General features: G+C 66.5%; 13 protein-coding genes. 8 read left to right on the top strand and 5 right to left on the bottom strand.

What is annotated here, in order from left to right:
* Positions 1–7: 7 nt before the first annotated feature.
* The 4 genes from lptD to rsmA all read left to right on the top strand — a co-directional run bounded on the left by lptD (position 8) and on the right by rsmA (position 5,290).
* Positions 8–2,188, top strand: coding sequence for an LPS assembly protein LptD (gene lptD / locus OXM58_20515; GenBank protein MDE0150748.1), 2,181 nt, complete (start codon positions 8–10; stop codon positions 2,186–2,188).
* 200 nt (positions 2,189–2,388) lie between these two features.
* Complete coding sequence (locus OXM58_20510; protein ID MDE0150747.1) at positions 2,389–3,324, top strand: peptidylprolyl isomerase; 936 nt, start codon at positions 2,389–2,391, stop codon at positions 3,322–3,324.
* 32 nt (positions 3,325–3,356) lie between these two features.
* The gene (gene pdxA, locus OXM58_20505) at positions 3,357–4,409 is read left to right on the top strand and encodes a 4-hydroxythreonine-4-phosphate dehydrogenase PdxA (GenBank protein ID MDE0150746.1); all 1,053 of its coding nucleotides are present in this window, start codon (positions 3,357–3,359) and stop codon (positions 4,407–4,409) included.
* Between the two features lie 5 nt (positions 4,410–4,414).
* Complete coding sequence (gene rsmA / locus OXM58_20500; GenBank protein ID MDE0150745.1) at positions 4,415–5,290, top strand: 16S rRNA (adenine(1518)-N(6)/adenine(1519)-N(6))-dimethyltransferase RsmA; 876 nt, start codon at positions 4,415–4,417, stop codon at positions 5,288–5,290.
* Between the two features lie 257 nt (positions 5,291–5,547).
* Here rsmA and rpsD read toward each other — a convergent pair whose 3' ends face one another.
* Positions 5,548–6,165 (bottom strand): 30S ribosomal protein S4, encoded by a 618-nt coding sequence (rpsD, locus tag OXM58_20495; GenBank protein ID MDE0150744.1) that lies wholly within the window; start codon positions 6,163–6,165, stop codon positions 5,548–5,550.
* Between the two features lie 273 nt (positions 6,166–6,438).
* Positions 6,439–7,284, bottom strand: a complete 846-nt coding sequence (locus OXM58_20490; GenBank protein MDE0150743.1) for an alpha/beta fold hydrolase — start codon at positions 7,282–7,284, stop codon at positions 6,439–6,441.
* Positions 7,285–7,421: 137 nt separating this feature from the next.
* Between OXM58_20490 and OXM58_20485 the strand changes: the two genes are divergently transcribed.
* Positions 7,422–8,420: a helix-turn-helix domain-containing protein gene (locus OXM58_20485; GenBank protein MDE0150742.1), complete on the top strand. Its 999-nt coding sequence runs from the start codon at positions 7,422–7,424 to the stop codon at positions 8,418–8,420.
* Between the two features lie 443 nt (positions 8,421–8,863).
* On the opposite strand, the gene OXM58_20480 is transcribed toward OXM58_20485, so the two are convergent.
* Positions 8,864–9,253, bottom strand: a complete 390-nt coding sequence (locus tag OXM58_20480) for a PIN domain nuclease (protein ID MDE0150741.1) — start codon at positions 9,251–9,253, stop codon at positions 8,864–8,866.
* On the bottom strand, positions 9,250–9,444 hold the full coding sequence (locus OXM58_20475; protein ID MDE0150740.1) for a type II toxin-antitoxin system VapB family antitoxin: 195 nt from the start codon (positions 9,442–9,444) through the stop codon (positions 9,250–9,252). The genes OXM58_20480 and OXM58_20475 overlap by 4 nt, the downstream gene beginning before the upstream one ends.
* A 440-nt stretch (positions 9,445–9,884) precedes the next feature.
* On the opposite strand from OXM58_20475, the gene OXM58_20470 reads away from it, so the two are divergent.
* Both OXM58_20470 and OXM58_20465 read left to right on the top strand, forming a co-directional pair.
* The gene (locus tag OXM58_20470) at positions 9,885–11,126 is read left to right on the top strand and encodes an FAD-dependent oxidoreductase (protein ID MDE0150739.1); all 1,242 of its coding nucleotides are present in this window, start codon (positions 9,885–9,887) and stop codon (positions 11,124–11,126) included.
* Between the two features lie 115 nt (positions 11,127–11,241).
* Positions 11,242–11,997: an SDR family NAD(P)-dependent oxidoreductase gene (locus OXM58_20465; GenBank protein MDE0150738.1), complete on the top strand. Its 756-nt coding sequence runs from the start codon at positions 11,242–11,244 to the stop codon at positions 11,995–11,997.
* 87 nt (positions 11,998–12,084) lie between these two features.
* On the opposite strand, the gene OXM58_20460 is transcribed toward OXM58_20465, so the two are convergent.
* Entirely contained in the window at positions 12,085–13,281 is a 1,197-nt protein-coding gene (locus OXM58_20460; protein ID MDE0150737.1) for an ABC transporter substrate-binding protein, read from the bottom strand.
* Positions 13,282–13,460: 179 nt separating this feature from the next.
* Between OXM58_20460 and OXM58_20455 the strand changes: the two genes are divergently transcribed.
* Positions 13,461–14,609, top strand: coding sequence for a Rieske 2Fe-2S domain-containing protein (locus OXM58_20455; GenBank protein MDE0150736.1), 1,149 nt, complete (start codon positions 13,461–13,463; stop codon positions 14,607–14,609).
* Positions 14,610–14,648 lie beyond the last annotated feature (39 nt).

The raw sequence follows: 14,648 nt of genomic DNA, 5'->3' as shown, positions 1-14,648 counted from the left end.
CCCCGGATTGCGACATGCCAGAATCCTCGTAAATCGGGTCGGGCCGGTTATCCTCCTGGCCTTCGCGCTGTTGCCGGGCGGTTCGCCCGGGACCCTCGCCCAGGAGCCGACGATCGGCAAACAGCCCGTCGTAATCACCGCCGACAATCTGCGCCACGACGAGCAGGGCGGCCGAACGGTCGCCACCGGCAATGTCCAGGTGACCCAGGGCGACCGGACCGTCCGCGCCGACAGGGTCGTCTACGACCGTCGGGCCGGCCGGGTGACGGCGCTGGGCAACGTGTCGATCGCCGAGCCGGGCGGCGAAACGGTGTTCGGCGACCGGGTCGTGCTGTCCGAGGACCTGCGCGACGGGGTGATCGAGCGTTTCCGCATGCTGTTTCCCGACGGTACCCGCCTCGCCGCCAACGGCGCAACGCGCACCGGCGGCCGAAAGACCGAAATGACCAAGGTCGTCTTTTCGCCATGCAAACTCTGTGAAGAGGATCCGACGAAAGCGCCCCTGTGGCGGCTGAAGGCCCGCCGGGTGATCCACGACTGGAAAACCCGCGATATCGAATATCGCGACGCCTGGCTGGAGATCTACGGGCTGCCGGTGCTCTACTCGCCCTATTTTTCCCATCCCGATCCGACGGTCGAGCGGCGCAGCGGGTTCCTGGCGCCGACCTTCGGGACTGGAAAGCAGCGCGGCGCCTGGATCATGACGCCCTACTATTGGCGGATCGGGCGCGACCGCGATGCCACCGTGACGCCACTCATTTCGACCCAGGAAAACCCGGTGCTCTTCATGGAATACCGGGAAAGACTTGAAAAAGGCGCGATCTTCCTCAGCGGCAGCTACACCTCAGCCAGTCGTCCCAACCCCGATGTCAGGCCCGTTTTCCGGGACCGGTCGCGCGGACACTTCTTCGGCAAAATCCGTTACGACATCGACAAATACTGGCGCATCGGCGTCGACGGGAACTGGTCGGCCGACGACACCTACCTGCGCCGGTACGACGTCGCCAATGCCGACAGCCTCGAGAGTTCTGCCTGGCTCGAGGGCTTTCACGGCCGCAACTACACGGCGTTCAGGCTGCATCATTTCCAGGGCTTGCGGATCGACGACAGCTATCGCACGTCTCCGCTGGTCGCGCCGTATATCGAGCACGAGCGCTTCGGCGCGACCGTCCCGAGGCTCGGGCGCTGGCATTTCGGCTTTTCGACAGCCAACCTGACCCGGTGGGAAGGCGCAGACAGCTACCGGACCACGATCAATCTGGGCTGGCGGCTGCCCCACATCCACAAGCCGACCGGCTTGAGTTTCGTCGGCAAATTCGACCTGTTTGCCGACGGTTATTATGTGGCGGAAGTCGACCGGCCCTCCGCCGCCAGATTCAACGGCTTCGCCGGTCGTTTCCATCCTGTCGCCGAGGTGGAGGTCCGTTATCCGCTGGTGCGGGAGTTGAGCAACGTCCGGCTCGTCGTCGAGCCGCGCGCCGCCCTGATCGGCACGACATCAAACCTGAACACGTCGAAAATTCCGAACGAGGACAGCGTCGATTTCGAACTGGACGACGCGAACCTGTTCTCGGCAAACCGGTATCCCGGCAGGGATAGGGTCGATGACGGCTCGCGTTTCGTTTATGGCGTCAACGCCGCATTTCTCGGCAACCGGGGCGGCCAGTCCGAACTGTTCCTCGGCCAGAGTCTGCGCCTTTCGGGCAGCGGAGACTTCGCCCGCGGTTCCGGTCTTCGGAACACGATGTCCGACCTGGTCGGCCGCTTGCGACTCAACCCGGGGCAATATCTCGATCTGGTGTACCGGTTCCGCCTGGACCCCGCAAATTTCAGGGCGCAGCGCAACGAGGTGACGACATTCGCCGGAGTTCCCGCGCTCAACATTTCAGCCAGCTACCTGCTGTTCGAGAGCGACGAGCCGGGCACCGATATTCCGTCGCGCGAAGAGATGGCGTTTGCGGTCCGCTCCGGTGTGACGAAGCAATGGACGATTTTCGGCGGCAGCCGCTGGAACCTGGGGGATGATGCCGGAAACCTGAACTGGCAGGTCGGCAGCCAGTTCAACAATGAGTGTTGCACGCTGCGCCTTTCCCTCGGCCAGAGTTTCACGAGAGACCGCGACATCCGGCCGTCGACCAACTTTCTTTTCCGGCTGGGCCTGAAACACTTGGGCCAGATCGGAGGTTGAGGCGGTCGAAGGTGCGCGGTCGCGCCAGGCCCGCGCAACGGTGTGATCCGGCGACCTGTTGATATCGCCCGCAGCGGCAGCTTATATCCCTGAACCGTCAGGGCTTTCTCAAACGGGATTGGGAGCGCTATCGAATGTTACGCGCGGTTGAACTGGCCCGGTCCGCGGCATTGCTCGCCGCGGGGTTTGCGGCGGGTCTCATGACAGGACCGGCGATCGGCCTGACGGCCTGGCTTGCGACCGGAAGCGCTGCATCGGCGCAGTCTTCCGGCAGCGCCCGCATCGCAGCCGTGGCCAACAACAAGGCGATCACCGTGCTCGATGTCCAGTCGCGCCTTGGCCTCGTCTTCATGTCGGCCGGCATTCCGGACAATGCGGAAACGCGAAAGAAGCTGCGGCCGCAGATTCTCAACCAGCTGATTGTCGAGGCTATCCAGCTCCATGAAGCCGCGCGAATCGGCGTCTCGGTCAGCGACAGGGAAATCGCCCGCGCGCTGGCAAAGATCGAGAAAGGCAACGGGATGCCGAGCGGTCAGCTGCTCAAGATATTGCGCCGCCGCAACGTCAATCCGGTCGCGATCGTCGATCAGGTCAGGGCGTCGATCGCCTGGACCAAGGTCATCCGGCGGATTTTCGCATCCCGCACCCGGATTTCCGAGCCGGAGATCGACGAAGCGATCGCCCGGCTCAACGCCAACAAGGACAAGCTGGTATACCGCATTCTCGAAATCTACATTCCGTTCGACCGGGAAAGCGGCGACAGCGCGCTGCGCACCACGCGGCGGCTGATCGCGCAAATCCGGCGCGGCGCCAGCTTCGGCGGACTGGCGCGGCAGTTTTCCCAGTCGAGCACGGCGGGTAACGGCGGCGATATGGGGTTCGTCTTCGAGGGCCAGTTGCCGCCCGAGCTGGATGCCGCCATCAAGCGGGTGAAACCCGGCCAGGTGATCGGGCCGGTGCGGACCGCCTCCGGATATTACCTTCTCGCCCTTGTTTCGAAACGCCCCTACGGCGCCGGCCAGCCGCCGACCCGCAAGGAGGTCGCCGATAGCCTGTTCGATCGCAAGGTCGGCGTCCGCGCCCGCCAGTATCTGCGCGACCTGCGCCGCGCCGCCACCATAGACATCAGGATTTGACGCCAGCCGTGTCTCCGGCGCCGGCTTCCGCAATCTCCGAACCGGAATGTCGTAAACGGGACGATGCCGCTTCCGCCCCGGCGCTGGCCCTGACCATGGGGGAACCGGCCGGCATCGGCGGCGAGATTGCGCTCAAGGCGTGGTGCGCCGGGCGGGCAGGGAAGACCGGCGATATTCCGCCCTTTTTCGCGATCGATTCGCCGGACCGGCTGCGCGCGCTTGCCGGCCTGCCCGGCTGTGCGGCGCCCGTCGTACCGATCGCCCGCGCAGACGAAGCGGGTGCGGCTTTCGGCGACGGCCTGCCGGTCCTGCCGCTGCGCGCCGCCGTCGGCGGCACGACCGGCCGGCCCGACGCAAAATCCGCCGCAGCCGTGATCGAGAGCATCGACCGGGCGATCGACCTGGTGCGCCGGGGCCACGCCGGCGCCATGGTGACCAACCCGATCCAGAAAGCGCCCCTGATGGCCGCCGGGTTCGGCTTTCCGGGCCATACGGACTATCTCCGGCACTGCGCCGGCGGCGGGCCAGTCGTCATGATGCTTGCCAGTCCCATGCTGCGCGTCAGCCTGGTAACCGCGCATGTTCCGCTATCGCAGGTTGCGGCCCTCCTGACGGTCGATACGGTCGAGACCGCCGGCCGGATCACGGCCGATGCGCTGCGCCGGGATTTCGGGGTTGCGAAGCCGCGGCTCGCCTTCGCAGGCCTCAATCCGCATGCCGGCGAAGCCGGTGCGCTGGGCCGCGAGGAAACCGGGATCGTTGCGCCGGCGATCGCCGCCCTGCGCGACGCCGGCATCGATGCGTCCGGCCCGTACCCGGCCGATACCCTGTTTCACGAAGCGGCGCGGGCGACCTACGACGCCGCGGTCTGCATGTATCACGATCAGGGGCTGATTCCGCTCAAGACCCTGGATATCGAGCGCGGCGTCAACGTGACCCTGGGATTGCCGTGGATCCGGACGTCGCCCGATCACGGCACGGCGCTCGACATTGCGGGCACCGGACGCGCCAGCCCGTCCAGCCTGATCGCGGCGCTGCAGATGGCTGCGGCCATGGCGCAGCGCCGGGCGCCGGCCGGCGGCTGAGCGGCGTGCCGGAATCGGCGGCCCTTTCCGACCTGCCGCCGCTGCGCGATGTCGTCCGCCGGCACGGCCTCGCGGCCCGCAGGGACCTGGGCCAGCATTTCCTGCTCGACGCCAACCTGACCGACCGGATTGCCCGCGCCGCCCGCAGCCCCGGCGAGGCCGACCTGTCGCGCGGAACCGTGATCGAGGTCGGCCCCGGTCCGGGTGGCCTGACCCGCTCGCTGCTGCGCGCAGGCGCACGGGTTCTGGCGATAGAGGTCGACGTCCGGGCGCTCGCCGCCCTCGCCGAACTCGCCGCGCGCGCCGAAGGCCGGCTGGTCCCGGTCGAAGCCGACGCGCTGGAAATGAACCCGCAATCGGCGGCGCGGAAACACGGCCTGCCGCCGCCCTACCGGATCGTCAGCAACCTGCCCTACAATATCGGCACGCCCCTGCTGGTCCGCTGGCTGAACGATCTGGCGGATGTCGAACGCATGGTCCTGATGTTCCAGCGCGAAGTCGCCGACCGGCTGACCGCCCGGCCGGCGTCGAAAGCCTACGGCAGGCTTTCCGTCCTTACCCAGTGGCTGTGCGAGGCGGCGCCGTTGTTCGGCCTGCCGGCTGCCGCCTTCACGCCGCCGCCGAGAGTCGCCTCTGCCGTCGTCTCGCTGCGCCCTCGCGCAGCGCCGCTCGCGCCGGCCGACAAGGCGTGTCTCGAACGGGTCACCGCCGCGGCGTTCGGCCAGCGCCGCAAGATGTTGCGCCAGAGCCTGAAGCCGCTGCTGGCAAAGCCGGCAAAGGCACTCCTGTCGCTCGACATCGACCCGACCGCCCGGGGCGAAACCCTGACGGTTGTGCAATTTTGCGCCGTAGCCCGGTCGGTCGCGGCGCAGGGCGGGTGAGCGGCTGTCCCGGCGGGCGCCAGCCGAAGCAAATCCCTAACCGTCATATCGACCGGAGCCGCCCGGCAGGGCGGCGGAGTGGAGATATCTTTCACGCTCGGAGCTTGGGCGGAAGCACCCTGTCGGAAAGATTTCTCCGCTCGCTGCGCTCGGTCGAAATGACGGTAGGTACTTGCCGAAATACCCGGCCGGAGCGAACGGAATGTATAGGTATTTCGGAAGCGGCGGATGGCCGGCTGCGGAGCCGGCCCGCCGCATTACCGAGAGTAGAACTCGATGACCAGGTTCGGTTCCATCTGGACCGGGTAGGGGACGTCCGCCAGGCCGGGGCCGCGGACGAACCGGCCGCGCATCTTCTCGAAATCGACCGTCAGGTATTCCGGCACGTCGCGCTCGACCTGTTCCTGGGCGTCGAGGACCAGCGGCAGCTCGCGGGACTTTTCCTTGATTTCCACGACGTCGCCGTCCTTCACCATGTAGGACGCGATGTTTACCTTCTTGCCGTTCACCAGGATATGGCCGTGGTTGATGAACTGGCGGGCGGCGAACACGGTCGGCACGAATTTCATGCGGTAGACCGTGGCGTCGAGGCGGCGCTCCAGCAATTCGATCAGGTTCTCGCCGGTGTCGCCGCGGCGGCGCACCGCGTCATCGTAGTAGCGGCGGAACTGCTTCTCGCCGATATTGCCGTAATAGCCCTTCAGCTTCTGCTTGGCCTGAAGCTGGACGCCGAAATCGGACAGTTTGCGCCGGCGCGACTGGCCGTGTTGGCCGGGGCCGTACTCGCGCTTGTTATAGGGGCTTTTCGGGCGTCCCCACAGATTGACGCCCAGGCGGCGCGAAATCTTCTCCTTGGAGGAGAGGCGCTTGCTCATCGCTATACTCCGTGTCCCGGCAACGGAGGCGTGAAAGCCGGCCCGCGCCGATGTTGTTGTCTCATCCTGCGCAGGGCCTTCGGCGGAAGGCCCGTGGCGGCCGGAAACGAAGCCCGGCGCCCGCGTCAGCAGGATCGAAGCGCGGAAGTAGGAGAGGGCGGCCGCCCTGTCAATCGGCGCCCCCACGGCGCAAGGGGCGGCGAAACGGCGCGGCGCCGCAACTCCGCCCAGCCCCCGGTCCGCCCAGTCCCGGTCCGCCCAGTCCCGGTCCGCTCAGTCCCGGCCCGCTTCGACGATCTTGGCGGCGAGCAGTTCGGGATTGGTGAAGCAGGCTTCGTGACCGCCGGGCATCTGCACCAGCCGGCACAGGCCGAGGCGCGCCGTGAACCGCGGGTGCCAGGCGAAGTCTCCCGGCGGCATGGCGATGTCTTCCGTGCAGTTGATGTAGGAGCGCGGAGTTTTCAACTCGTGGAAGGATTTCAGCGCCACCCGGTCGGTCAGCGTCCGCAGCGGATGCGGCGTCGTCAGTTCGTAGGTCTTCTGGGCGAGCGCAAGGTCCGCATCGTTCATGAACGCCTCGCGCCACACCGGGAACGGCAGTTTGACCGCGCCCGGACCGTAGGCCCCGGAACCGGCGATCGCGTCCATCAACTGCTTGTAATGCGGCGGGCTGACGGATTCGATCGATTCGCCGTCGTTCAGCACGAAGGCGTTCCAGTAGACCAGCCGGCGGATGCGGTCCGGCAGCTCTTCCGCCATCCGGGAGATGATCGTGCCGCCGTAGGAATGGCCGAGAAGCACGAAATCCTTCAGGTCGTTCTTCATGACATAGTCGACGGCCGACTTGACGGCGTCGCTGTGCCCGACGGTCCGGTCGACATCGGCGCCCGGCCCGTTGCCGGCCAGGGTCGGTGTGTGGACGGTATGCCCGGCCTTGCGCAGCGGTTTCGCAACGTCCTCCCACAAAGCGCCATAATGCCAGGCGCCGTGAATCAGCACGAATGTGGTCATGTTTACCTCCTGCTTCGGTGCCCCGGCGGCCAGAACGGTTGTCGGGGCCGCGGCCAGCGCGCCGGCCGCGCTCGCCCCTTGCATGAACTGTCTGCGGTGGATGGTCATCGGTCTGCTCCCTTATGCCCGAGTGCCGGCCGGCGACCGCAGAATTGCCCCGGCCATCGCACTGCCTTATCCTGACAAAAGCGCCGGGCCGGTTCCCGGCCCATAGCGCACCGGAACGGGACTCGAGGGAACGCTCCATGGCCCGCGAGGCCGGACAGGCGCCGTGCGCGCGGAACAGGCGGTACGAAGTTTGGCGCACCGCGGATGTCGCCGAGCCGGATCGCTTCGCCTATTTCCGCGAGGCGGTCTGCGAAGCCTTCATGGATCTGACGCCCGAACACGACCGTTCGGGCCCGTTCGACGCCGAGGTCGAATCCGTGCCGCTGGCCGAGGGCGCGGTAAACCGGGTGCGCGGCACGCCGCACCATGTCCGGCGAACGCCGGCGCAAATCCGGCGGACGGCCGAACAGTGCTTCTTCCTCAACATCCAGCTCAAGTCCGAGTGCATCATCGAGCAGGACAGCCGGGCGGTCCGGCTCACGCCCGGACAGGTCGCCCTGTTCGGCAGCGACCTGCCCTTCCGGATTTTCCACCCCGAGGGGCGCGATATGAGCGTCGCCTCCTTCTGGCTGCCGCGCCGCCAGGTCGAGGAGTCGTTTGCCGACGGACAGATGCCGGGCATCCGCCGGGTTTCGGACCATCCGTTCCTCGGCCCGCTGATCGCGTCGACCGCGCGCACCCTGAACAGGGGCGCCCGCGCCATCGGCCCCGCCGACGGCAGCCTGATGCTCGAGAGCCTGATCCGGCTGGCGGCGCAGGCCGGCTCAGGCAACCGCGATCCGGGCGTTGCGCCCGAAACGCTCCGTCCGGCCCTGCTGGCGGCCGTCCTGGAACATGTCGAGAGCCGCGTGCAGGACCCGGGCCTCTCGGTCGGCGGCGTCGCCGCGCATTTCGGCATCAGCAAACGTTACGTTCACAAAATCTTCGAGCCGACCGGCGAGTCCTTTTCCCGGCATGTGCTGAATTGCCGGCTCGAACGCACGGCTGCGGAACTGACCGCGCCGGAGCAGGCGCGGACACCGATCGCCGAGATCGCCTACCGCAACGGCTTTTCCGACCTGTCCTATTTCAACCGCCGCTTCAAGGCGCATTTCCAGGCGACGCCGCGGGAGGTGCGGCGGAACGTACGCCGTTAAGCCGTTTCTGCGGAACGGCGCAGGCGCAGCGCAGCGAATTTCAGATAAAATTACTATTTTCGCTTGAAATCTCTGTAACATTTCCTATAATGTGAGATAGTTCCATCACTACCAGACATTCCCCCGACGGAAACTGACATTTCATGAAATTTCCTGACATCGCCGCACATCTCCCTGGGGCATCGCTCGAATCCCCCTCCCCTTGGGGGAGGGGCCAGGGGAGGAGTTGTCGGGCAGCGCGCCGATGCCGGGTTCAGGGTCTGCGGCAAGGTCAGCGGACCCCTCCCCCCAACCCCCTCCCCCAAGGGGAGGGGGGACGTATTGAAGCCCCGAGTTTGGCCGGAAACGGAGAGACATGACCAATCATGACATTTCCTGACACATGCCCGAGGATTCCCGGGCGCCGCCGCAGCACAGGCACAGAACGGAAGCCCCGCCCGTCGTCAGACGGTCTGCAGGCCGAGATGGGCTTCGATGACGTCGAAATCCCGGTCGGCATGGAGCAGGCGATGGCCGTTTTCCAGGCAGAAGGTCGCGATCAGCATGTCGATCGTCTTGGGCACGGTCACGCCGCGCGCGCGCAGACGGCGATAGTTCCGGGCGCTGGCGAGAGCGATCTCCCGCCCGACCATCGGTGCAAAAAACAATGTATCGAGAGCGTCGCGGGCGCGGCGGGCGTCGCGGCCGCTGCGGAAACCTTGCAGCACCTCGCACAGGATGAGATCGCCGGTCAGAACCGGCTCGGCGCCGAGAATGTCGTCGAGCAGCGCGGTTTCCCTTGTTGCAGCCCCGTTGAAGAAATCGATCCAGACCGACGAGTCGACAACGATCACCGGTCCCGCCGCATCTTGTCGAGGGAGCCTTCCCAACGCAGCTTGCCGCGCAGGGTGCGCAGCCGGACCTGCCGCCGCGTGCTCACCAGCAGGCGCAACCCTTCCTCCACGGCGGCTTTTTTCGTCTTGCAGCCGCTCGCTTTCAGGGCCTCCGCCATAAGGTCGTCGTCGATCTCGATATTGGTTCGCATGGCACCTTATGTGTATAATTTAGAAAAATATACACATAAGGTGCCGCCGCCTGTCAACCTCCGGTTCGCCGAAACATGACATTTCCTGACACCGCAATCCGTCATCCCGACAGACCGGACCCGGACCTTCATCCCGACCGACCGGACCCGGACCTTCATCCCGACCGAAGCGCCCCCTCACCGTCATTCCGACCGAGCGAAGCGAGTGGAGGAATCCCGGCTCGATTTCGACACCAGGACCCCGAGTCCGGAGACGGGATTCCTCCCCTTCGACTTCGCTCAGGGCAGGCTACTTCGCGGACTGGCGTCCGCTCCGGTCGGAATGACGGGAAAGGGCGAACCGGACGGCGGCATGACAAATCCTGACGAATCATGACATTTCCTGACGCCTCCGGTTCATTCGCACCGCCGGGTAGTCTTCCGGCGGACGGTGGACCGTCATGACCGAAGGTCCCGAAGTCCTCGTCATCGGCGCCGGGATCGTCGGCGTCAGCGCCGCGCTGAACCTGCAGCGCCGAGGCCTGCGCGTGACCCTGGCCGACCGGCGGGCGCCCGGCGAAGGCGCATCGTTCGGCAATGCCGGCATTCTGGTGCCGGGAGCCATGGTGCCGGTGCCCGTGCCGGGCCTGATGAAGAAGGCGCCGGGAATGCTGCTGAGCGGAAAGGGTCCGCTGTTTCTGCGCTGGCCGTACCTGCCGGTCATGCTGCCCTGGCTGGCCCGCTATCTCGCCAACGGGACCGACCGAAACGTCCGCCGGATCGCCGGTGCCCTGATGCCGATTATCGGCGACAGCCTGGAAGAGCACCTGGCCCTGGCACGGGGCACGCCGGCGGAGGCGCACATCCGGGCGCAACCCTATCTGTTCGCCTACCGGGACCGGGCGGCCTTCGAAGCCGATGGTTACGGCTGGGCGATCCGGCGCGCCCAGGGTGTCGGCTGGCAGGAATATGAGGGCGATGCGGTCAGCGGGCTCGAACCGGCGCTCGGGCCCGGCTACAGGTTCGTCGCCGCGCTGGAGGCGAGCCACGGCAAGGTCGACGGGCCCGGCGACTATGTGAAGGCGCTCGCCGGGAGTTTCGTCGCGGCCGGCGGCGCCCTTGTCGAGGCGGCGTTCACCGGTTTCGCCCGCGACGGGGAGAAAGTTACCGGCGTGCAATTCGGCGACCGGGTGATCCGGGCCGACAGGATTCTGGTCGCCGCCGGCGCCTGGTCGGCACGGGTGCTGAAGCCGCTGGGACTGCGGATCCCGCTCGAGAGCGAACGCGGCTACCATGCCGAACTCTGGGAACCGGAAGGCGGGCCCGCCCATTGCATCATGCTGAGCGACAGCAAGACCGCCGTCACGCCGATGACCGGCCGGGTCCGCCTCGCCGGGCTGGTCGAATTCGGCGGGCTGGACGCCGGGCCGCGCCGGGCGCCGCTGCGCGCGGTCCGGGCGGGCGCTTCGGCTTTTCCCGGCATGAGCTGGCGGCGCGAGACCGAGTGGCTGGGCCACCGCCCGGCGCCGGCCGACAGCATTCCCTATATCGGCGCCGTCCCGGCCTGGCCGAACGTGTACACGGCGTTCGGCCACCATCATGTCGGACTGACCGGTGGAGCGCGGACCGGCCGCCTGATCGCGGATGTCATTACGGGTGCGACACCGAACATCGACATGACTCCCTATAGGGTAGACAGGTAGGCCCGGCGGCCGGCGGGGTATTGGGGGAAACGCAGCCGCGATTGACCGGCATTGCAAGTCTCCCTACACCGGACGCAGAGTCCGGTTTCAGGCACGCAACCCCCGGAGGTGCGCCATGTCTCACACCCGATCCGTCATCGTTACCGGCGCCGGCTCCGGCATCGGCCGCGCGGTGGCCCTGGCGATGCAAGCCGACGGCTACAATGTCGCCCTGGCCGGCCGGCGTGCCGACGAGTTGGACATAACGGCGGCGCGCGCGGCCGGGGGCGGCGGCCGGATGCTGGCGCTGCCGACGGACGTGACCGACGACGACCAGGTCGCCCGGCTGTTTGCGCGGACCGTCGAGGAATTTGGCCGGCTCGACGTCTTGTTCAACAATGCCGGCCGCGGCGCGCCCTTGGTGCCGATGGAAGAGCTGACGCCGCAGCAGTGGCGCGACGTGGTCGACCTGAACCTGACCGCCTGCTTCGTCTGCGCCCAGCACGCCATCCGGATCATGAAGGCGCAGGACCCGAAGGGCGGGCGGATCATCAACAACGGCTCGATTTCGGCGCACACGCCGCGGCCGTTCAGCGCTCCCTATACCTCGACCAAGCACGGGCTCACCGGCCTGACCAAATGCATCGCGCTGGACGGCCGGCCCGACGACATCACCGCCTGCCAGATCGACATCGGCAACGCGGTGACGGACATGACGGAAAGAATGGTCCAGGGCATGCAGCAGCCGAGCGGCCAGATCATGGTCGAGCCGCGCATGGACGTCGAGCATGTCGCGACGTCGGTCCTGCACATGGCGAACCTGCCGCTCGACGCCAACGCGCTCTTCATGACGATCATGGCGACCAAGATGCCGCATATCGGCCGGGGCTGAGGCGCCGGAGCGCCGCCGGATTTCCGGTGCGGACAAAGAAAAAGGGCGCCCCGGAGGGCGCCCTTTCGGTTCGACCAAGATCGAGGATCAGTTCCAGCTCTTCTTCGGGCACTTGTTCCCGAAGCTGTCCGGCCTGAACGACACCATCTGGTTCACCTGGATCTGCGGCACGCCCTTGGCATCGAGCACTACCGAGCGCTTGTACCACGGCTGGATCAGGAAGCCGTTGACGTTGTACTTGAGCTGGCCGCGGACCGAATTGAGCCCTTGGGCGCGCATCGTCTTGACGAGGTTTTTCAGGTTCTTGAAATTGCCCTTCACGCCGCGCAGCCCGTCGGCGACCTTGCGGGCGCCATCATAGGCCTGAAGCGCGAACATGTCCGGGATCCGCTTGTTCTTCGCCATGAAGGCCTTGATGAACTCGGCATTGCGCGGGTTGTCGATGTTCGGCCCCCAGTGCAGCGTGTGGAAAGTGCCCACGGCCGCCTTGCCGATCGGCTTGATCGTAATGTAGTCGACGGCGTAGTTGGTGTAGAGCTTCACCGTCTGGCCGGCGCCCGAAGCCGCCCATTGTTTCATGAAGGCGATGCCCATGCCGCCGGGCACGAAGATGAACAGCGAGTCGGCGCCGCTGGCCCGCACCTTGCTGATTTCCGCCTGGAAGTCGCGCGTACCCAGCTTGAACAGGATCTGGCCGACGACCTTGCCATCCTTGTAGGTGCGCTGGAAGCCGTTCAGCATGTCCTTTCCGGCTTGATAGTTCGGCGCCATCATGAACACCTTCTTCAGGCCTTCGAGGTTCAGCAGCGCGCCCATCGCTTCGGCGTTCTCGTCATTCTGGAACGAACTCGAGATGAAGTAGGGGCTGCAGTTTTTGCCCGCCATGCCGGACCAGCCGGCGTTGGTGCTCATCATGATCCGACGGCCGCGGATCACCGGGCGCTGCACGGCAGCGAGGATGTTCGACCAGATGACGCCGGCCACCATATGGACCCGCTCGGACTTGAGCCACTTGCGGACCGCCCGCAGGCCGACATCCACCTTGCGCTGGTCGTCGCCGACAAAGACATCGGTCGGCACACCGCCGAGTTTGTCGCCATTTTTCTTCCAGCCTTCGAGTTCGAGGCCGAGCTGCCAGCCGGCCAGCTGGGCCTTGCCCAGAATGGCGGCGCCGCCGGACAGCGTGTTGAGGAAGCCGATGCGGAAATTCTCGGCCTGCGCCGGCGCTGCAAGGCCGGCGGCAAGGGCCGTCGCCGCGACGGTCCCGATGACAAGTTTTTTCATGACGTCCCTCCCAAGGGTGCTGACGTTCGACTCCGATTGGCCGTTTTGTCCTGCTCTCGAAGTGTTGCGGCGGCCAAACCGATACCGTTATAGCGTGTTTTTGCGAAAAGCGGTCAACAAGATTGTCCGAACTTTTTCTGCCACCCTTTCACGATGACCCGGAATCTTCGAGCAGATCGTTGGAAACAGAAACCCACAAATCGCTGATCCGCCGCGTGTTTTCCCACCTGGATGCCGGCACGACCGACCGTGCGCCGGACATCCTGCGCAACCCTGTCGGCATCTACACCGATCCGGGCAGGTTCGAGGCTGAGATGGCCCACATCCTGCGCCGCAAGAGCCTGCTGGCTGGCCTGTCGGGGCGCCTGCCCGGGCCGGGCAGTTTTCTGGCGGAGGATCTCACCGGCGTGCCGGTCCTGCTCATGCGTGGTGCCGACGGCGTGGCGCGGGCCTTCGTGAACAGCTGCCGCCACCGCGGCACCCGCCTGCTCGACGGGGCGGGCGCCGTGCGGCGCAGCTTCGCCTGCCCCTATCACGGCTGGACCTACGGCCCGGACGGGCGCCTGACCGGGGTGCCGGACCGCGAGAGCTTCGACGGCGCGAACCTCGCCGACTGCACGCTGGCCGCGCTGCCCTGCACCGAGACCGGCGGGATGATCTGGATCCGGCTGTCCGGCGGCGCGCCGGCCGATCCGGGCGAGTCGCTGGACGGCCTCGCCGCCGAATTCGCCGGCTACGAACTGGCCGGATACCACCACTACGCCAGCCACCGGATGACCCCGGCGATCAACTGGAAGATGGCGCTGGACACCTTCATGGAGCCGTACCATTTCGCCGTGCTGCACAAGGAGACGGTTGCGCCGATCTTCTTCCCCAACCTCTGCCTCTACGACGAGTTCGGCGAGAGTTTCCGGGAGTACCTGCCGCGCCGCTCGATCGTTGAGATGCGCGGGCGACCGGAGGCGGAATGGGATGCGGTCTGGCATTCCGCGATCGTCTATTACCTGCCGCCCAACGCGGTCTTCGTCATGCAGCAGGACCATGCCGAAGTATGGCGCATCTTCCCGCGCGACGGCCGGGTCGACCGGACCGAGGTTCATCTCGATCTTTACATTCCCGAGCCGGCGGAGACCGAAAAGGCCCGCCGCCACTGGGACGCCAATCTCGACCTCGCCGTGCGCACCGTCGAGAACGAGGATTTCGCCGCCGCCGAATCGGCCTATGCCGGTTTCGCCAGCGGCCTTGCCGAAGAGGTCGTCTACGGCCGCAACGAGCCCGCGCTCCAGGGGCTTCATCGCAGGATCGCGGCGATGATGGCCGGGCAGTGAAGGCCGGATTCCAGGCGCCGGGTTTGCCCCGGCCGTTGC

It is taken from the genome of Rhodospirillaceae bacterium (assembly GCA_028819475.1).
GTDB lineage: Bacteria > Pseudomonadota > Alphaproteobacteria > Bin65 > Bin65 > Bin65.
The sequence above is the reverse complement of the archived record's forward strand: the minus strand, read 5'-3'. Positions and strand labels throughout refer to the sequence as shown.